Consider the following 19,689-nt stretch of genomic DNA (forward strand, 5'->3'; position numbering starts at 1 on the left):
TTTTCGTACATAATAGGATTAGACTGGGTATATAGTTTGTAAACGTTCACATATAAGTTCGCACAAATTTTGGGTTTAGGATTTTCTTAAGCCTCTATTGTAAAGAAAGTCAGAGAGGGGTTTATTTAGAATGAAACAAGGCAAGCATACTTATTCATTAGATTGGGCTGGCAGAACATTAACTGTTGAAGCAGGACAGCTCGCCAAACAGGCCAATGGCGCAGCATTGGTGCGCTACGGAGATACAGCAGTTTTAAGTACGGCCACTGCATCAAAAGAGCCAAAAAACTTGGATTTCTTTCCGTTAACCGTAAATTATGAGGAGAGATTATACGCAGTCGGCAAGATTCCTGGAGGATTCATTAAGCGTGAGGGCAGACCAAGCGAAAAGGCAATCCTTGCAAGCCGTTTAATTGACCGCCCGATCCGTCCGCTGTTTGCTGATGGGTTCCGTAATGAAGTCCAGGTAATCAGCATTGTAATGAGTGTGGATCAGGATTGTTCCTCTGAAATGGCAGCCATGTTTGGTTCATCGCTTGCCCTTATGCTTTCGGACATTCCTTTCGGCGGACCGATTGCTGGTGTAATTGTAGGGAGAGTGAATAATGAATTCATCATTAATCCATCCCTTGAACAGCTTGAAAAGAGCGACATTAACCTTACAGTTGCAGGAACAAAAGATGCTGTAAACATGGTAGAAGCAGGTGCTGAAGAGGTGCCGGAAGAAGTTATGCTAGAAGCAATTATGTTCGGACATGACGAAATCAAGAAATTGATTGCGTTCCAGGAGCAAATTGCTGCAGAAATCGGCAAAGAAAAAACACAAGTAGTTTTATATGAATTAGATAAGGACCTTGAAGCAGAAATCCGTTCTCTATGCGAGCAGGAGATGAATCAGGCAGTTCAGGTTCAGGAAAAGCATGCTAGAGAAGCAGCGATCAAAGAAGTAAAAGATAAGGTTGTTGCTGTATTCGAAGAACGTGAAGCAGAAGCGGATCAGCTGAAACAGGTTAAAGAAATCCTTAGTAAGCTTGTGAAGTCTGAAGTTCGCAGACTCATTACCGAAGAAAAGGTTCGTCCAGATGGCCGTAATCCAGATGAAATCAGGCCGCTCGCTTCAGAAGTGGGACTTCTTCCTCGCACCCATGGTTCAGGCCTATTTACAAGGGGACAAACTCAGGCGCTATCGATTTGCACATTGGGTGCGCTTGGAGATGTGCAGATATTGGACGGGCTTGGGGTAGAAGAATCCAAGCGTTTCATGCACCATTATAATTTCCCGCTCTTCTCTGTCGGAGAAACTGGTCCTATGAGGGGCCCGGGACGCCGTGAAATCGGGCATGGAGCATTGGGAGAACGCGCACTTGAGCCTGTTATCCCTTCTGAGACTGATTTTCCTTATACAGTACGGCTTGTTTCTGAGGTGCTTGAATCAAATGGTTCAACCTCACAGGCAAGTATTTGCGCCAGCACACTTGCTATGATGGATGCTGGTGTACCGATAAAGGCTCCTGTTGCAGGTATTGCCATGGGTCTTATCAAATCAGGTGAACACTATACGATTCTTACAGATATTCAGGGAATGGAAGACCATCTAGGGGACATGGATTTTAAAGTGGCGGGTACTGCTAAAGGTGTAACTGCTCTTCAGATGGATATTAAAATTGAAGGTCTTTCAAGAGAAATTCTTGAAGAGGCACTGCAGCAAGCCAAGCAGGGAAGGATGCATATCCTTGAATCCATGTTGGCAATTATTGAGGAGCCGCGGGTCGAACTTTCTAAATATGCACCAAAGATTCTTACGATGAATATAAATCCTGATAAGATCAGAGATGTTATCGGGCCAAGCGGAAAGCAAATTAATAAGATTATTGAAGAAACCGGTGTCAAGATTGATATTGAGCAGGATGGCCGGGTTTTCATTTCTTCCGTACATGAGGATATGAACCAAAAAGCCAGGAAAATTATTGAGGATATCGTCCGAGAGGTACAGGTGGGCGAAATGTACCTTGGAAAAGTAAAACGTATTGAAAAGTTTGGTGCATTCGTCGAAATCTTTAACGGGAAAGATGGGCTTGTCCATATTTCCGAGCTGGCCGAAGAAAGAGTCGGCAAGGTTGAGGACGTTGTTTCCCTGGGTGATGAATTGCTCGTTAAGGTAACAGAAATTGATAAGCAAGGACGGGTGAACTTATCCCGTAAAGCAGTATTAAAGGCACAGAAAGAAGCAGCGGAAAATGCCCAATCATAAAAGGAATGGTTTAAGTGCATTTTCCGGTTTATGCCTACTCTAGCAGTGATTAATGTTTCGCTGCCCCAGGCTTATAACCCAGAACTTGTGAAGCTGGGAATAGGCATATGCTAATAGATTTCTTGCTGGTTCATATAGCCAGGCATGTGGTTCGATAGAATTCGCATGCCTTTTTTTTAGGAGTGAAAAGGCTTATAAAAACAGTCCGAACCAAGGAGCTTTAACTTATGCACCAGTTAAATTAAAAAGTATCGATCATTCCATTTAAATTCAAATGAGGTAGTTCTCAGCTTACAGGTCTTTTCTGTTCTGCCCGTTCTACCTTGTCCCGGTATTTCATACATTTTTTGTATGGGGGAGGACGTTAAAATGAACGAAAAGTGGAGACGGTTTATAGCAGTCCCGGCTATTGCAGCAGTTTCGTATGCACTGGTGCAAAGCCCTTTTGTTGAGCAATACATAACTGAAATTAAGGACAGGCCGATGGAAGCAGCGAGCCAAAAGGACCCTTTATTCGCCGAAATAAATTCGAAGGCAAAGGAATATGAGCAAGCGCCTACAGATGCCCGTATCGATCCAGTGTGGAAAACGATTCCGGGTCATAATGGACTAAAGGTTGATATAGAGGCTTCTTATAAAAAAATGAAGCCTGATGGGCTGTTTGATGAAAAAAAACTGATTTATAAGCAGGTATCGCCAAAGGTGCATATCAAGGATTTAAAACCCGCACCTATTTACAAAGCTAATCCGGAAAAGCCTGCTGTTTCGTTTTTAATTAATGTTGCCTGGGGAAATGAATATTTGCAGGAAATGCTGGAAACTCTGAAAAAGCATGAAGTGAAAGCCACCTTTTTTCTTGAAGGAAGGTGGGCGAAAAATAATCCTGTATTAGCAGAGATGATTGCTGAAGGCGGGCATGAAATTGGAAATCATTCGTACAGCCACCCGCTCATGGAGAACATTTCTGCAGGTAAAACAAGGGAAGAAATTATAAAAACAAACGAAGCGATTGAAGCAGTGACTGGTGTAAAATGTAAATGGTTTGCCCCGCCAAGCGGCAGTTTTCGCGATGAAACTGTAGATATTGCCCATTCGCTTAACCTTGGTACAATCCTATGGAGTGTCGATACGATTGACTGGCAAAAGCCCACCCCGGAAGTGCTGACAAAGCGGGTTCTTGACAAAGTCCATCCAGGTGCGTTCGTGCTGATGCATCCGACTGAATCAACATCAAGATCTTTAGAGATATTAATTACAAATATCAAAAAGAAAAATCTGCATATTGTCACGGTATCAGAAGCGGTCAGTGAAGAGAGAATCATGCATTGAGGTCCTTGCTAGATAGCCTGGATGAAAGCTCAAGTCGTCTTCTTTCTCTATCTGTCCAAGTAATGTTATTATTTTTCTATAAGATAGGGTTTAACTTTTTTAACAAGTACAGGTGTCTAGCTGCACGCCCAGCCCCGACGAACAGGATGTGCTAGTGCCGGCGGCGCCACAGGACGTGGCGACCTAAGCCGGCCTCGAGTGTTGTAACCATTTGCCGTTACAACCTTGGTCATAAGCCAATCACTTTGGAAGGCAAAACCGCCTTCTGTCAGCGCTTGTCTTATGCTGTGTTGTGACCAGGAGCCGTCACAACCCTTAGTCGGGGGACCACAGGATGTGGATCAGGAGGGCGTTGCCATAGGACGTGGCGGAATTAGCCGTCCTCTCAGTACCAGGGCGCATGCGCTTTTCTTATGCAACAAGAGTTGTTACTTAATTGTGGCGACTAATAGGAGGAATGTTGGGTGATCAAAAAGTACACATGCCAAAATGGAGTAAGAATCGTATTAGAAAATATTCCAACTGTTCGCTCTGTAGCGATTGGAGTCTGGATTAAAACGGGTTCAAGAAATGAAACACCCGAGTTAAACGGGATTTCACACTTCCTTGAACATATGTTTTTCAAAGGGACCACAACAAGAAACGCCAGAGAAATTGCAGAATCTTTTGATAGCATTGGCGGCCAGGTGAATGCATTTACTTCTAAGGAATATACCTGCTATTATGCAAAAGTCCTTGATAATCACGCAAGCTTCGCTCTGGATATTCTATCAGATATGTTTTTTAATTCGGCATTTGATCCGGAAGAGCTAAAAAAAGAAAAAAATGTCGTTCTTGAAGAAATAAAAATGTATGAAGATACTCCTGATGATATCGTGCACGATTTACTAAGCAAGGCCGTCTATGAAAAACATCCTCTTGGGTATTCCATTCTGGGGACGGAAGAGACGCTCGATACATTTAAAAGTGAGACGCTAAAGGAATATGTCCACGATATGTATACCCCAGATAAGATTGTAATCTCAATCGCGGGCAATGTAACAGAGCAGTTCATCAACGAGGTTGAAAAGCACTTTGGAGGCTTTAATGGCGGAAAAGGTAGCAGGGAACTGGAAAAGGCTGAATTTCATTTTAACCATCTGACACGGAAAAAGGAAACTGAACAGGCTCATCTTTGCCTTGGTTTTGAAGGTTTACACATCGGCCATGAAGATGTATACAGTTTAATCGTTCTGAATAACGTTCTCGGAGGAAGCATGAGCAGCCGTCTATTCCAGGATGTCAGGGAGCAGAGAGGCCTTGCCTACTCCGTTTATTCCTATCATTCTGGGTTCCTTGACAGCGGTTTAGTAACAATTTATGGCGGGACAGGCGTAGGCCAGCTTGATAATTTATATGAAACCATTCAGGATACGCTAAAAACGTTAAAAGCAGAAGGAATTACGGAAAAAGAGCTGCGAAACAGCAAGGAGCAGCTTAAAGGCGGATTGATGCTGAGCCTTGAGAGTACAAACAGCAGAATGAGCCGAAATGGGAAGAATGAGCTGCTGCTGGAGCATCATCGCACACTAGATGAAATTGTTGAACAAATCGACCAGGTCACCCAGGAAAGCGTAAATACACTAGGAAATACAATCTTTGGCGATACCTATTCCCTGGCACTAATCAGCCCGCTTGATGAGTGGAAAAAATAATCATTGTAAGGCTTGGTAAATGCCAAGCCTTTCTGACTGCAGACAAACTCGATCAAATCAAGTTTGTCTGCAGTTATTTTTTTATTTGGCCTGTTAATGGGTTCTGTTGATTTCCGTTCCAGGCGCTTCGCTTTCTGCGGGGCGGGCGGTGAGCCTCCTCGCCGCATACTCCTGCGGGGTCTCAGCCGTCCCGCTGCTACCGCAGGACGTTGAATAAGCATCCTGAAATAAACCTGCTCGAAGGAAATGTGAATGCATTTTCGAGGATTTCGCGCCTTCCACGTTACTATGGAACGTTCCTAAAATCTATTTTAAAATGGATACATAAATCATTGAGGTGACAAAGCTGCTTTCGAAAAACAATCCAGCGAGATCAATTTTTTAGTAACCTTTTTGAAATAACGCTAAAAGTCTCTCGTCGAATCAGTAAATGCTTTATTGCCAAAAATACTTCTAAGTTTGCTGCAAGTACGATATAGATAAGTAATAAGGCAAAATAGGAGGCGTGAAACATGAGGCTCAGTGAATTAAGCGGCAAGGAAATAGTGGACGTTAAACGCGCGGAGCGCCTTGGAGTATTAGGCCAGACTGATCTGGAAATAAATGAATCCGGGCAAATAACTGCTTTAATCATCCCCTCTGTAAAATGGTTTGGATTTAAAAGAAATGGCAACGAAATCCGTGTGCCCTGGCAGCATATAAAAAAAATTGGCACAGATATGATAATTATCGATATCCCGGAAAACCAATTTCAATAAGAAAAGCAAGACCATTTTTTTACCAGCGGTCTACGTTAATAATTCAAATTCTTCTAAAACCTTGTTGGCGGCACTTTCTATTCTATATTATTTAAAAAACGCTTTAAGCCTGTATCAATAATGATGCAGGCTTTTTCTATGGTAATGAAACTGCATCATTATTTTTCTTTATTGATTTCCTCGATTAAACCTTCTCTATTGGCTTTCTTTCTTTATTTATGAAAGCCTTTTAAACTAATTCACCGTTTCCCCCGTGACTTCATACTATGTAGAGGTAGTGCTAATAAATTTAATGCTATTGCTATTTCAATTAAAGAAGGTGACAGTTAATGCTCACAGGCATCCAAATTGCTGTGATTGGCGGCGACGCCAGGCAGCTTGAAGTCATCCGCAAGCTGACTGAGCTCGATGCAAAGCTTTGGCTAGCGGGTTTTGAGCAGCTGGACCATGCTTATTCGGGCGCAGTAAAAGAAAAACTGAGCGACATAAATATGTCAGAAATCGACTCAATCATTCTCCCGGTTCCAGGTACAAATTCCCAGGGAAAAGTTGAAACAATTTTTTCAAATGAAAACGTGTATATAACCGAGGAGCTGCTTTCAAAAACTCCCTCGCATTGTACCGTTTATTCAGGCATCAGCAACGACTATTTGAACAGTATCATCAAAAATGCCAACCGCCCACTGGTTCAGCTGTTTGAGCGGGATGATGTGGCCATTTATAATTCTATCCCTACAGTGGAAGGAACCATTATGATGGCCATCCAGCACACGGACTTTACCATTCACGGTTCTAATGTAACAGTATTGGGCCTTGGCCGGGTTGGGATGAGTGTTGCAAGGACTTTTCAGGCATTGGGGGCAAAGGTAAAAGTTGGAGCTCGGAAAACCGAGGACCTTGCCAGAATAACAGAAATGGCGATGACTCCATTCCATATCAGTAACTTGAGCAAAGAAATCCTTAATACAGACATTTGCATTAACACCATTCCAGCCCCTGTAGTCACAGCTGGTGTCATTGCTAAAATGCCTGCACACACATTGGTAATCGACCTCGCATCAAAGCCGGGCGGAACAGATTTCCGTTACGCGGAAAAAAGGGGCATTAAAGCTTTGCTGGCACCAGGATTGCCGGGTATTGTCGCTCCAAAAACAGCCGGCAAAATATTGGCAAATGTCCTAGCTCAACTCCTGATGGACGACTTGAGTAAACGAAAGGAGATATCGTCATGAGTTTAAAAGGGAGAAGAATTGGTTTTGGGTTAACAGGTTCACATTGCACCTATGATATTGTATTTCCTGAAATTGAAAAACTGATAAATCAAGGAGCGGAAGTCATTCCGGTCGTAACTTCTACGGTTAAAAATACCGAAACGCGTTTTGGAAAAGGGGAGGATTGGGTAGATAGGCTTGAAAAGGTAACCGGTCATCATGTTGTGGATACAATTGTTAAGGCTGAACCGCTAGGGCCAAAGCTGCCTCTGGATTGCATGGTGATCGCTCCGCTAACCGGGAATTCTATGAGTAAGCTGGCAAATGCTTTAACCGATTCCCCTGTACTCATGGCTGCTAAAGCCACCATGCGCAATCACCGTCCTGTGGTTGTTGGTATTTCAACAAATGATGCTCTTGGGCTGAACGGGGTTAACCTCATGAGGCTGATATCAGCAAAGGATTTATATTTTATCCCGTTCGGGCAGGATGATCCATTTAAAAAGCCAAATTCAATGGTCGCAAGAATGAGCATGCTAAGTGACACGGTGATTGCAGCCATTAATGGAGAGCAGCTCCAGCCGGTAATCATTGAAAGGTATAAGGACCTCCCTTAACTTTATTATCTTTTCATATAGTACGGAGCCGCACAGCCTTTTACTGATCTATTCGGAAAAAGGTTGTTCCTTTGGTGCGGGAATATGTTAAAATAAATCATATTCTCAGGGGTATTCCCAAATTAAAACGTATGATTAGATAATAAATTTTCGCTATGGTATGGTGAAGGGGAAGAGGGGTTATTTAAATGGAAAAAACAGGTTTAACAATTGCTGTAGTCGGGGCTACCGGAGCGGTAGGCCAGCAAATGATTGCGACATTGGAAAAAAGGGAATTGCCTATTAAGAAGATCATTTTTCTTTCATCAGCACGGTCTGCCGGGACGAAGGCACATTTTCGGGGAGAAGATATTGTCATACAGGAAGCTAAGCCGGAAAGCTTTGAGGGAGTAGACATTGCTCTTTTTAGTGCTGGAGGAAGTGTTTCGAAGGAGCTGGCTCACGAAGCGGTTAAACGCGGTGCTATTGTAGTGGACAATACAAGTGCATTCAGGATGGATGAAAATGTTCCTCTCGTTGTACCAGAGGTAAACGAAGAAGCCCTGAAGGGGCATAATGGAATTATCGCTAACCCGAACTGTTCGACAATTCAAATGGTTGTCGCTCTGGAACCAATCAGAAAGGCATTCGGTTTAAAGAAGGTAATCGTTTCGACTTATCAGGCTGTTTCCGGTGCCGGAGCAGCGGCTATTTCAGAACTGAAGGAACAGTCAAAAGCCTTGCTGAATGATGAAGAAATCAAACCGGAAATTTTGCCTGTTAAGGGAGATAATAAGCATTATCAAATTGCATTCAATGTGATTCCGCAAATTGATAAGTTTGTTGAAAATGGCTTTACTTATGAAGAAATGAAAATGATAAATGAAACGAAAAAAATCATGGGAATGCAAGATCTTAGTGTCGCAGCAACATGTGTCCGTTTACCGGTCGTGACAGGGCATTCTGAATCTTTGTATTTTGAGATTGATAAAGCAGGAGTTACAGCAAATGAATTGAAGGAGCTGCTCAAGGATGCTCCGGGTGCCATTTTAGAGGATGAGCCCGAAAACCAAATTTATCCAATGCCTGCGCATGCTGTCGGCAAGAATGATGTGTTTGTCGGCAGGATCCGTAAGGACTTGGACGAGGACAAGGGCTTCCATATGTGGGTAGTTTCCGACAACCTTTTAAAGGGTGCAGCCTGGAATTCGGTTCAGATTGCTGAGAGCCTGCTTAAATTAGGGCTTGTAACTGTGAAATGATAAAGGGATAAAGCCAGCTTACGGAATCAATTAGCTGGCTTCCATTTGAGGTGTTAACATGAAAATCATCGTTCAGAAATTCGGCGGGACTTCTGTTCGGAATGAAGACAGCAGGGCAAAGGCGAGAAAACACATTCAAAAAGCCGTTCAGGAAGGCTACAAGGTGGTAGTGGTCGTATCCGCGATGGGACGGAAGGGTGAGCCCTACGCAACAGATTCGCTCCTTTCGCTCGTAAATGGCGGTACGGACAACATATCCAAACGGGAACTGGACCTGCTTCTTTCCGTTGGAGAAACCATATCCGCTGTTGTATTTTCAGGCATGCTGAATCAGCACGGCCTTAATGCCACAGCTTTATCTGGTGCTCAGGCCGGCTTTCGGACAAACAATGACCATACAAATGCAAAGATAATCGACATGAAGTGCGAGCGGCTTCTAAAGGAGCTGGAAAGCCATGATATCGTGGTGGTGGCAGGCTTCCAGGGAGCAGCAAGAAATGGTGACATCACAACGATTGGCCGAGGCGGAAGCGATACTTCTGCAGCAGCCCTTGGTGCTGCTCTAGGAGCTCAATGGGTTGATATCTTTACAGATGTGGAAGGAATAATGACAGCAGACCCCCGCATTGCCCAGAACGCCAGACCGCTTTCTGTCGTAACCTATAATGAGGTTTGCAATATGGCCTATCAGGGTGCCAAAGTCATTCACCCGCGTGCAGTAGAAATTGCGATGCAGTCCAAAATTCCGATAAGGATCCGTTCAACGTATTCGGACGGGGTCGGAACTTTAGTAACTTCTTATACACGTGATAATCGGGGAAGCGATATCAGGGAACGGTTGGTGACCGGAATCGCCCACCTTTCCAGGATAACCCAAATTAAAGTTAATGCCAAAAAAGGGCAATATAATCTTCAGGCAGAGGTCTTCAAGGCAATGGCAAACGCATCGATCTCTGTTGACTTTATAAATATTTCTCCAAATGGCGTTGTTTACACCGTTGCAGAAGAAATGACACAGAAAGCAGTGCAGGTGTTAACCGATCTGGGTCATGAGCCAATCGTAGAAGAGAACTGTGCGAAGGTTTCGGTAGTAGGCGCAGGCATAACTGGAGTACCCGGTGTAGCAGCAAAAATTGTTACAGCATTGTCTGAAAAAGGAATTGGTATTCTTCAATCAGCCGATAGCCATACAACTATCTGGGTGCTTGTAAAGGAAACCGATCTGGCGGATGCTGTGAACTCGCTTCACGATGCGTTTGAACTGCATGTAGAAACGCTTGAATCACATCCAGCAGATTAAAAGTAACGTCTATTAAACCATGGGGTGTAATGCTATGATACATTTTGGAAGAATCTCGACGGCGATGGTGACACCGTTTGACAAAAAAGGGAATATTGATTTCACTAAAACAACACAGCTTGTCAACTACCTTATAGAGAACGGATCTGATTCGTTGGTTATTGCCGGAACAACCGGCGAATCGCCAACTTTGTCGACAGAAGAAAAATTGGCACTGCTTTCACATGTTGTAAAAGTGGTGGATAAGCGTGTTCCTGTTATTGCAGGAACAGGCAGCAATAACACATATGCTTCAATTGAACTGACTAAAAAGGCTGAAAACGCTGGAGCAGATGCAATTATGCTGGTGGCTCCATATTACAATAAGCCCAATCAAGAAGGGCTGTACCAGCACTTTAAAGCAATTGCTGAGAGTACTGCTCTCCCTGTCATGATTTATAATATCCCTGGCAGATCGGTAGTGAATATTGCCCCTGAAACTGTGATTAGGCTCTCTAAAATTCCTAATATCATTGCAGTAAAAGAGGCAAGCGGGAATTTGAACTCAATGACACGCATCCTGGCTGAAGCCGAGGAAGGCTTTATGCTCTATAGCGGGGATGACAGCTTAACCCTTCCCGTGCTTTCAATTGGCGGAACCGGCATTGTGTCTGTTTCTTCCCATATAATTGGGAATGAAATGCAGGCAATGATTAAAGCGTTCCTCCAAGGAAATCTTGAAGAGGCGGCAAAGCTCCACCAAAAACTGCTTCCGTTAATGGAAGGTTTGTTTGCTGCGCCAAACCCAGGTCCTGTCAAAACTGCTATGCAGATAAAAGGGATTGATGTTGGATCTGTCCGTCTGCCTCTTGTTCCGCTGACTGAGCAGGAAAGAACTGTACTGGGCGGTTTATTGTCAGACTGGATGATTTAGGTCTTTAATTTTTATAGACACACTAAAACCTGTCCTATTAATAGGCGGGTTTTTTGTATTCACACTGTTAAAGTTCACTTGTTGATTTTGTCACTATGTTGATGTTTAGCTTCAGCGGGCTGGCTGCAGTCATGTTATTAAAACAGTAAAAATTTCTCTTTTCCAATGTGTTTGGGTTGTCATGTTTTTTTTTGTTACGTTATAATAGAAACAATTGGAATGTGTACGGCTAACAACAAGATTACAGGAGGATTTTATATTGAGCACAAATAAAAACCAAATAATTAAGCTGCTTTCCCTTGGCGGACAGGGGGAATTAGGCAAGAATATGTATGTCGTCGAGGTAGATTCTGACCTATATGTACTGGATGCAGGATTAATGTTTCCTGAAGAAGAGATGCTCGGCATTGATATGGTAATTCCTGATATTTCTTATCTGATTGAAAACAAGGATCGAATTCAAGGGATATTCCTAAGCCATGGACATGAAGATCATACCGGTGCCCTGTCTTATATCCTTCGCCGTATCTCCGTACCTGTATTTGGGACAAGACTTACCCTGGCCCTGGCGAAAGCGAAATTGAAGAAAGATGAATTTGCAGGGTCTGCCAAATTTAATGAGGTAGACTCTAATACAGTTCTTCAGTTCCCGAATGCGAAAGTTTCTTTTTTCAGGACAAACCATAGCATTCCTGACTCAGTAGGCATTGTCATACATACTTCAGAAGGCGCTATCGTTTACACAGGCGATTTTAAATTTGACCAGGCTGCTTCCGGTTTATACAGCCCTGAAATTGGAAAAATGGCGGCTTTGGGTGAAAATGGCGTTTTATGTCTGATGTCTGATAGCACAGGAGCAGAATCTCAAGGCTATACTCCGTCTGAGGCTATAGTTTCAAAAGGTATGGCTGACGCTTTTTACAAAGCATCTGGAAGGATTATCGTAGCATGCTTTGCTTCCAACCTGAACAGGATTCAGCAGGTATTTGATACAGCTGAACGAATGGGGAAAAAGGTAGCCGTAGTCGGAAAAAGCCTTCAGCGGGTATATCAGACTGCGTTAAACCTAGGGTATTTAAAAACAAAAGATGATACCATTATTCCGGTTTCTGAAATAGATTCCTATTCTGATAAAGAAGTAGTAATCCTATCTACCGGACATCACGGCGAACCAATCAAGGCGCTTCAAAAGATGGCCAAGCAGAATCATAAACAGGTAAACATAAAAAAAGGCGATACAGTGCTGATAGCTGCCTCCCCGCTTAAGGGAGGGGAATTAATTCTCTATAAGACGGTAGATTTATTATTTAAGGCTGGTGCACAGGTCGTTTCAGGAAAATATAAGATCCATGTTTCCGGCCATGGCAGCGAGGAAGAGCTGAAAATGATGCTCAATCTTATGAAGCCCCGTTTCCTTGTTCCAGTACATGGCGAATACCGGATGCTAAAGGCTCATGAAAAAATCGGGAAAGCTTATGGGCTTCCTGATGACCACATCGTTGTGGCGGAAAATGGGGAAGTAATTGAAATAAAATCCAGTAAAATCCGTGCAGCTAGCAAGGTTACTTCGGGGAACACACTAATTGACGGCAGCGGTGTTGGTGATGTAGGGAACATTGTCCTCCGTGACAGAAGGCTTCTTTCTCAGGATGGCACTCTGATTGTTGTTGTTACCTTGAATAGATCAGATAAAAGCATTGCGGCTGGACCGGAAATCATCTCCCGCGGATTTGTTTATGTACGAGAATCCGAGAAATTAATGGAAGATTCAGCTAACATTGTCAGGGAAATTGTCAGGAAAAACGCGGCACAAAAATTTGACTGGGCCACTTTAAAACAGGAAATCCGTGACTCGTTGAATCAGCAGTTATATGAAAAAACAAAACGCCGCCCGATGATTTTGCCAATCATAATGGAAATTTAAACGGCGAACTACCATTCCAAGAACGATGCAGCAGCTCCTGGCCCTTTTGGCTAGGAGCTGTCTTGCATAAATAATTTATAAGCTTCAATAACAGTTTTGAATTAATGCCCCTGCTCCAAATCCAGTTTTTCAAAATTCAGGAATGAAGCCTAACCTAACAGTTCATACTATTGGTATGCAACTTGGGAAAGGGGATTAACCATAATGGAAAACAATCCAATGTCAAACATGTCATGGAATAACGGCCAAGCCGCAAACATGCCATTTCAAAACTCGCCTGCCAACAGCATGCCATTTAATAGGCCATTCAGCAATACGCCTATGCCAAACAACCTTCAGCAGAATAATAGGGGCATGCCAATAATGCCAACATCTGAATCACCATTGCCAAGCCCTTCTCTGCCTAGAGCGCCTATTCCGAATACACCGCCCAACGTACCGGTACCCAATGAAGGTGGACAGCAGGAAGCAAAGGGATCATCCTTGATTGAAAGAATTCAGCAGCTGGGACAAACGAATGTTCCGCAAATGTCCCAGGATTCCAACATCCATTGCCTTACGATTGTCGGACAAATTGAAGGACATATGCAGCTTCCACCACAAAATAAAACAACAAAATATGAACATGTTATCCCGCAAATTGTAGCTATAGAACAAAACCCTAACATCCATGGCCTGCTTGTTATCTTAAATACAGTGGGTGGCGATGTGGAAGCAGGACTAGCTATTTCAGAAATGCTGGCTTCGCTGTCAAAGCCGACTGTATCCATCGTACTGGGAGGCGGCCACTCGATCGGTGTACCGATTGCTGTTTCATGTGATTATTCATTTATTGCAGAAACAGCAACAATGACAATCCATCCGATCAGGCTGACAGGGCTGGTAATCGGCGTCCCTCAAACTTTTGAATATCTTGATAAAATGCAGGACCGTGTCGTAAATTTTGTAACCAAGCATTCAAAAGTATCAGAGGAAGACTTTAAGGAGCTAATGTTCGCTAAAGGAAATCTTACTCGGGATATTGGAACAAATGTTGTTGGGACAGATGCTGTGAATGTGGGATTAATCGATGAAGTGGGCGGTATTGGAGCGGCAATGAAAAAGCTGAACAGCATGATGGAAGAACATAAGCTAAAGAATCCTATGCCTGGGAAGGAGATTCTTCAGTGATCCTCTATACGATGATGCCGTTAGATCTTGTTTTTCCGCCTGAGGCCGAATTTGAAAAACAATTCAGCATGCATTATAAAGGCATCCCAATTGAGGTTATCATGGATTCTCCTTCATCCTGCCGTATTGCCCGAATCTTAAGCACGGATCCTTCCCATTATTTGAATGCTAATGTCCAGCCTGGGACCAGTTTCAGCCTATGGCAGGAAAATATTCTTTAAATGTAATATGAAACAGTCCATTTAAAGAATAATCACATAGGATGCAGCATAATATGCTATAATGGTAATACTGGAAAATGAAAGCAGCCTAAAATGGCTGCTTTCTTTATTCAAGTAAAGAAATGACTTACATAAAAAAAACAGGTGATAACATGGCAAAGCGTAAACGCAGGAAAACCAAGGGTTCTAATACCCTGAAAACTACTCTTAAATTTGAACTGATCGGCCTTGCCCTTATTAGTTTATCAATATTTGCTATAGCTGAATTGGGAAAGGTAGGCATTAAAACAAAGCTGTATGTTGCCAGGTTTTTGATGGGCGAGTGGGATATTCTGCTGTTAATCGGGCTTATAATTCTAGGCTTCTATTTTATCATTAAAAGAAAGATTCCATTTTTCTTTAAGAGGCAGCTTGTTGGTATTTATTTAATAACGGCAAGCATTTTATTGCTGGATCATGTATATGTTTTCAAACTCATTTTTGAAAGGGAAACATTCCAAAATTCAAGTGTCATCGTGAACACTCTGGAAATATTTAACAACGAAAGAACCGGCCGTATAACCAGTACCCATGATCTGGGCGGAGGGATGATTGGGGCCCTGCTTTTTGCCGCTTCCTATTTCTTGTTTGATGAGGCAGGGGCGAAGATAATAGCCGTGCTGCTTATAATTATTGGCTTTGTTTTGGTAACAGGTAAAACGTTAGGTGAGACGGCTGGTAAAATTGGATCTTCCATAGGAACGTTCGCAGTTAGCCAGTGGCAGGCGTTTATCGACGATATGAAGGCTTGGGGATCCGAGAGAATGGAAAGGAAAAGGCAGCAAAGGGAAGAAAGAGCTGAAAGGGCCGAAAGGGAAAGAGAAATGGAAGCAGCTGAGCAAATCGAAGAGCCTCTAATTGTACCGGTCAATACTGGTGAGCCAGAACCAAGGCTGATTTCTAACTTTGCTGAAAATGCTTATCCAAGTGATATCCATAACGAGGTCTCTTCTGTGATAAATGACATTGGAAACGATACTGGTTCAGTGAATGAGGAAAGTGATAATAATGCCCCTCAAATTAATTTTACAGAAGTAGAAAACAAAGAATATTCCCTGCCTCCGCTTACTTTGCTTAGGCAGCCGAAGAAAACGGACCAGAGCGGTGAATTCAAGCTTATTCACGAAAATGCTGCAAAGCTTGAACGGACTTTTAATAGTTTTGGAGTAAAGGCAAAGGTTACGCAGGTTCACCTTGGTCCTGCTGTAACCAAATATGAAGTACATCCTGATGTGGGTGTTAAAGTCAGTAAAATTGTAAGCCTGTCTGATGACCTGGCGTTAGCTTTAGCAGCGAAGGACATTCGGATTGAAGCCCCGATACCTGGGAAATCGGCGATTGGTATTGAAGTGCCGAATTCTGAAATTGCAATGGTTTCTTTACGTGAGGTTCTCGATTCTAAGGAATTGGACAAGCCGGATTCAAAGCTGCAGATTGGGCTAGGCAGAAATATATCAGGTGAAGCAGTCCTTTCGGAGCTCAACAAGATGCCGCATTTGCTTGTAGCGGGGGCAACCGGAAGCGGTAAATCCGTTTGCATAAACGGCATTATCGTCAGTATATTAATGAGAGCTAAACCGCATGAAGTGAAAATGATGATGATCGACCCGAAAATGGTTGAGCTTAATGTTTATAATGGCATCCCGCATTTGCTTGCACCGGTTGTAACTGATGCAAAGAAGGCTTCCCAAGCTTTGAAAAAGGTAGTCAATGAAATGGAACGCCGTTATGAACTGTTTTCCCATACAGGGACAAGGAATATTGAAGGATATAACGATCATGTGAAACGCCATAACGCCGAAGAAGATGCGCAGCAGCCACTGCTCCCTTATATCGTTGTAATTGTCGATGAGCTTGCAGACTTGATGATGGTAGCTTCCTCCGATGTCGAGGATGCTATCACAAGGCTGGCACAAATGGCGCGGGCAGCCGGGATTCATTTGATTATCGCGACGCAGCGCCCATCTGTTGATGTCATTACAGGGGTAATCAAGGCTAATATTCCATCCCGGATCGCCTTCAGTGTTTCCTCGATGACGGATTCCAGGACAATATTGGACATGGGCGGAGCAGAAAAACTGCTGGGCCGCGGAGACATGCTGTTCTTGCCGGTTGGCGCTTCTAAACCGGTAAGGGTACAAGGTGCTTTTCTGTCGGACGATGAAGTGGAAGAGATCGTCAATTTCGTAATTGGCCAGCAGAAAGCTCAGTACAATGATGAAATGATACCGGACGAAGTAACTGAAGTTGTCGGCGAAGTTGATGATAACTTATATGATGAAGCCGTACAAATGATTGTTGAAATGCAAACAGCCTCCGTGTCAATGCTCCAGCGCAGGTTCCGGATCGGCTACACCCGGGCTGCACGCCTAATAGATGAAATGGAAGCAAGAGGAGTAGTCGGGCCTTATGAGGGAAGTAAACCGAGAACTGTATTAGTTGCAAAGGAAAGCAGTGAGGATGCACATTTATCACGTATTAATGGGCAGTAAACTCTCGGGATGCGATGGAATCGGACAAGTAGAAGGGAGCAAACTTTCAACAAAAAAGGTGAAAAAAGTTCACAGTACTGATACTGTGCAGTGGAGAAAATAACAGTCAATAGCATGCTTAAAGAATTCTTTTGGTCGTAAAGGACTCTCTTAACTGGCGATGCTGTTAAGTCTGCTTATCTAGCTGTGCAGCCAGGCATTAGAATGGATGAAAACAGCAATTAAACGTTTAGCCCTGCCAGCTTTCAATTTAACTGGCAGGGTAAAATTTAAATTTTCAACCTCTTCTTCTGCAAATGGTAGTAAACGTTTTCAATGGTATATCACATTTATAATTTTTAATCCATCAGGTTTATAATAAGAGAAACCCGCTAAAAGAGTACAGTGGTTAACATAAGGAAATACACAAAAAGAAGTTCCAGAAAACTCCATAAAATAACGGAGAAAACTTACCATCCCGCCTTATCACATTTTTCCGCAAAAAATTCTGATTCCTATTTCTTTATATAAGAAAAAGTGTTATAGTATTTTCGATTAGTAGGAATGATACGTCATCAGATGTCTGATGACTCTAGATTTTTGGGTGGTGGACTTGCATGTCAATTAAGTCAGATGCTCGGCATTTATATTTACAAGTTATCGATCGCCTAAAGCGGGATATTGAGAAGGGGCACTATAAAGAAAGAGAAAAGCTTCCTTCAGAATTCGATCTTGCCAAACAGCTTGGAGTCAGCAGGGCAACACTCAGGGAGGCATTGCGCATTCTTGAAGAAGAAAATGTGATAACCCGCCGACACGGAGTTGGAACCTTCGTAAATGAAAAGCCGTTATTTACTTCAGGGATCGAGCAGCTTAACAGTGTCACGCATATGATCGAACAGGCAGGCATGAAGCCAGGAACCATTTTTTTAAGGTCAATGACTCAGAGTCCGACTGAAGAAGATATCAGGAGATTGTCATGTTCCGAGGAAGAAGATATTGTGCTCATTGAGCGGGTAAGAACCGCAAATGGAAAGCCGGTTGTCTATTGTGTCGATAAAATACGTGAGGCAATATTGCCGGGGATCTTCTTGCATGAGGATGAATCGCTGTTCGATATTCTCAAAAGGGAAGCAAACCGCAGCATTTCCTATGCTGTAACGCAAATCGAACCAATCGGCTATCATGAAAAAGTATCGCCTATCCTTGAATGTGAACCTGAAGCCGCTTTGCTCGTATTAAAACAGCTTCATTTTGACGACAAAGACGAGCCAATACTTTACTCAGTTAATTACTTTAAAGCTGATAAGTTCAGTTTTCACGTTCTTCGAAAGAGAGTTTAATTGTTTAATAGGACGTGAACATTAAGCTTCCGGTTTTATGACCATTTCTACTAAATCAACAATCAATCTTAGGGGGTACTTACCTTGAAAAAGCGTAAATTCGGTTTAGCGATGTCACTTGTTCTTGCAGCCGGTACAATGCTTGGAGCTTGCGGTAAAAGCGATGAGAAAGACACGTCAAACGGCGGTGGCGGCGGCGAAGCCAAAAAGGATAACTTCACTGTTGCCATGGTAACCGATATCGGCGGTGTTGATGACAAATCATTCAACCAGTCTGCATGGGAAGGGCTTGAGGAATTCGGTAAAAAGAATAATCTTGAAAAAGGAAATAAAGGCTATGATTATCTTCAATCTAAATCAGATGCTGATTATTCCACTAACCTAAACCGTTTGGCTCGTGAAGATTATGACTTGATTTATGGAATTGGATACTTATTGGCTGAGCCTGTGAAGGAAATCGCTGATCAGAGAAAAGAAACGAAATTCGCGATTGTTGACTCTGTTGTTGAAGGAGATAACGTAGCGAGCATCACTTTTAAAGAACACCAAGGTTCTTTCTTAACTGGAGTAGTTGCTGCACTGACAACTAAATCAAATAAAATCGGCTTCGTCGGCGGTATGGATGGAGCACTGATCAATAAATTTGAAGTAGGGTTCATTGCTGGCGTTAAATCTGTAAAGCCGGAAGCAGAAGTAACTGTTGAGTATGCGGGATCATTCGGTGATGCTGCAAAAGGTAAGGCAATTGCCGGAAAAATGTATAACAGCGGAATTGATATCATTTACCATGCTTCAGGCGGAACTGGAAACGGAGTATTTGCTGAAGCTAAAGAAATTAAAGCAAAAGACCCTAAAAAAGAAATTTGGGTAATCGGTGTTGACAAAGACCAGCATCAAGAAGGTTTTGTTAAAGACCTAAACAAGAGCGTAACTCTTACTTCAATGGTTAAGCGAGTAGACCTTGCAGTTGCTGACGTTGCCCAAAGAGCAAAAGATGGAAAGTTCCCTGGCGGAGAAGTTATTGAGTATGGATTAGAAGAAAATGGCGTATCCATCGCACCTTCAAAAGAGAATGTTTCTGAAGAAGCGCTTAAAGCAGTTGAAGAATGGACTGAAAAGATCAAGAACGGTGAAATTACAGTTCCTGCAACTCGCGATGAATTGAAAAAAATGAAGTTTTAGGAGTAATACTCCTTTCACTCTCGGG

General features: G+C 42.9%; 15 protein-coding genes. All 15 read left to right on the forward strand.

Annotated features, from left to right (window positions below):
• Positions 1–130: 130 nt before the first annotated feature.
• The 15 genes from pnp to CVD28_RS16805 all read left to right on the forward strand — a co-directional run bounded on the left by pnp (position 131) and on the right by CVD28_RS16805 (position 19,664).
• Positions 131–2,251 carry a polyribonucleotide nucleotidyltransferase gene (pnp, locus tag CVD28_RS16735; RefSeq protein WP_101593935.1) on the forward strand — a complete coding sequence of 707 codons (2,121 nt, stop codon included), beginning with the start codon at positions 131–133 and terminating at the stop codon, positions 2,249–2,251.
• 369 nt (positions 2,252–2,620) lie between these two features.
• Positions 2,621–3,580 carry a polysaccharide deacetylase family protein gene (locus CVD28_RS16740; protein WP_101593937.1) on the forward strand — a complete coding sequence of 320 codons (960 nt, stop codon included), beginning with the start codon at positions 2,621–2,623 and terminating at the stop codon, positions 3,578–3,580.
• Between the two features lie 464 nt (positions 3,581–4,044).
• On the forward strand, positions 4,045–5,274 hold the full coding sequence (locus tag CVD28_RS16745) for a M16 family metallopeptidase (RefSeq protein WP_101593940.1): 1,230 nt from the start codon (positions 4,045–4,047) through the stop codon (positions 5,272–5,274).
• A gap of 512 nt (positions 5,275–5,786) precedes the next feature.
• Positions 5,787–6,032: a YlmC/YmxH family sporulation protein gene (locus CVD28_RS16750; RefSeq protein ID WP_101593943.1), complete on the forward strand. Its 246-nt coding sequence runs from the start codon at positions 5,787–5,789 to the stop codon at positions 6,030–6,032.
• A 329-nt stretch (positions 6,033–6,361) separates the two neighbouring features.
• Entirely contained in the window at positions 6,362–7,264 is a 903-nt protein-coding gene (dpaA, locus tag CVD28_RS16755) for a dipicolinic acid synthetase subunit A (RefSeq protein WP_101593945.1), read from the forward strand.
• Entirely contained in the window at positions 7,261–7,860 is a 600-nt protein-coding gene (dpaB, locus tag CVD28_RS16760; protein WP_101593947.1) for a dipicolinate synthase subunit B, read from the forward strand. Before dpaA ends, dpaB begins: the two co-directional genes overlap by 4 nt.
• A gap of 188 nt (positions 7,861–8,048) precedes the next feature.
• Positions 8,049–9,101 carry an aspartate-semialdehyde dehydrogenase gene (asd, locus tag CVD28_RS16765; RefSeq protein WP_101593949.1) on the forward strand — a complete coding sequence of 351 codons (1,053 nt, stop codon included), beginning with the start codon at positions 8,049–8,051 and terminating at the stop codon, positions 9,099–9,101.
• Between the two features lie 58 nt (positions 9,102–9,159).
• The gene (gene dapG / locus CVD28_RS16770; protein WP_101593951.1) at positions 9,160–10,401 is read left to right on the forward strand and encodes an aspartate kinase; all 1,242 of its coding nucleotides are present in this window, start codon (positions 9,160–9,162) and stop codon (positions 10,399–10,401) included.
• 34 nt (positions 10,402–10,435) lie between these two features.
• Positions 10,436–11,314 carry a 4-hydroxy-tetrahydrodipicolinate synthase gene (gene dapA, locus CVD28_RS16775; protein WP_101593953.1) on the forward strand — a complete coding sequence of 293 codons (879 nt, stop codon included), beginning with the start codon at positions 10,436–10,438 and terminating at the stop codon, positions 11,312–11,314.
• A 259-nt stretch (positions 11,315–11,573) separates the two neighbouring features.
• On the forward strand, positions 11,574–13,238 hold the full coding sequence (locus tag CVD28_RS16780; RefSeq protein WP_101593955.1) for a ribonuclease J: 1,665 nt from the start codon (positions 11,574–11,576) through the stop codon (positions 13,236–13,238).
• A gap of 483 nt (positions 13,239–13,721) precedes the next feature.
• Positions 13,722–14,408, forward strand: coding sequence for a ClpP family protease (locus tag CVD28_RS16785; protein ID WP_257985902.1), 687 nt, complete (start codon positions 13,722–13,724; stop codon positions 14,406–14,408).
• Positions 14,405–14,629, forward strand: a complete 225-nt coding sequence (locus tag CVD28_RS16790) for a YlzJ-like family protein (protein ID WP_101593957.1) — start codon at positions 14,405–14,407, stop codon at positions 14,627–14,629. Before CVD28_RS16785 ends, CVD28_RS16790 begins: the two co-directional genes overlap by 4 nt.
• Positions 14,630–14,781: 152 nt before the next feature.
• Positions 14,782–17,160, forward strand: coding sequence for an FtsK/SpoIIIE family DNA translocase (locus CVD28_RS16795; protein ID WP_101593960.1), 2,379 nt, complete (start codon positions 14,782–14,784; stop codon positions 17,158–17,160).
• 596 nt (positions 17,161–17,756) lie between these two features.
• Positions 17,757–18,482 carry a GntR family transcriptional regulator gene (locus tag CVD28_RS16800; RefSeq protein ID WP_101593962.1) on the forward strand — a complete coding sequence of 242 codons (726 nt, stop codon included), beginning with the start codon at positions 17,757–17,759 and terminating at the stop codon, positions 18,480–18,482.
• An 84-nt stretch (positions 18,483–18,566) separates the two neighbouring features.
• Positions 18,567–19,664: a BMP family lipoprotein gene (locus tag CVD28_RS16805; RefSeq protein WP_101593964.1), complete on the forward strand. Its 1,098-nt coding sequence runs from the start codon at positions 18,567–18,569 to the stop codon at positions 19,662–19,664.
• Positions 19,665–19,689 lie beyond the last annotated feature (25 nt).

The organism is Bacillus sp. M6-12 (assembly GCF_002860285.1).
Taxonomy (GTDB): domain Bacteria; phylum Bacillota; class Bacilli; order Bacillales; family DSM-1321; genus Peribacillus.

Coding starts and splice junctions, on each gene's coding strand:
- pnp (WP_101593935.1), top strand. CDS start 131: ATGAAACAAGGCAAGCATACTTATTCATTAGATTGGGCTGGCAGAACA.
- CVD28_RS16740 (WP_101593937.1), top strand. CDS start 2,621: ATGAACGAAAAGTGGAGACGGTTTATAGCAGTCCCGGCTATTGCAGCA.
- CVD28_RS16750 (WP_101593943.1), top strand. CDS start 5,787: ATGAGGCTCAGTGAATTAAGCGGCAAGGAAATAGTGGACGTTAAACGC.
- dpaA (WP_101593945.1), top strand. CDS start 6,362: ATGCTCACAGGCATCCAAATTGCTGTGATTGGCGGCGACGCCAGGCAG.
- dpaB (WP_101593947.1), top strand. CDS start 7,261: ATGAGTTTAAAAGGGAGAAGAATTGGTTTTGGGTTAACAGGTTCACAT.
- asd (WP_101593949.1), top strand. CDS start 8,049: ATGGAAAAAACAGGTTTAACAATTGCTGTAGTCGGGGCTACCGGAGCG.
- dapG (WP_101593951.1), top strand. CDS start 9,160: ATGAAAATCATCGTTCAGAAATTCGGCGGGACTTCTGTTCGGAATGAA.
- dapA (WP_101593953.1), top strand. CDS start 10,436: ATGATACATTTTGGAAGAATCTCGACGGCGATGGTGACACCGTTTGAC.
- CVD28_RS16795 (WP_101593960.1), top strand. CDS start 14,782: ATGGCAAAGCGTAAACGCAGGAAAACCAAGGGTTCTAATACCCTGAAA.
- CVD28_RS16800 (WP_101593962.1), top strand. CDS start 17,757: ATGTCAATTAAGTCAGATGCTCGGCATTTATATTTACAAGTTATCGAT.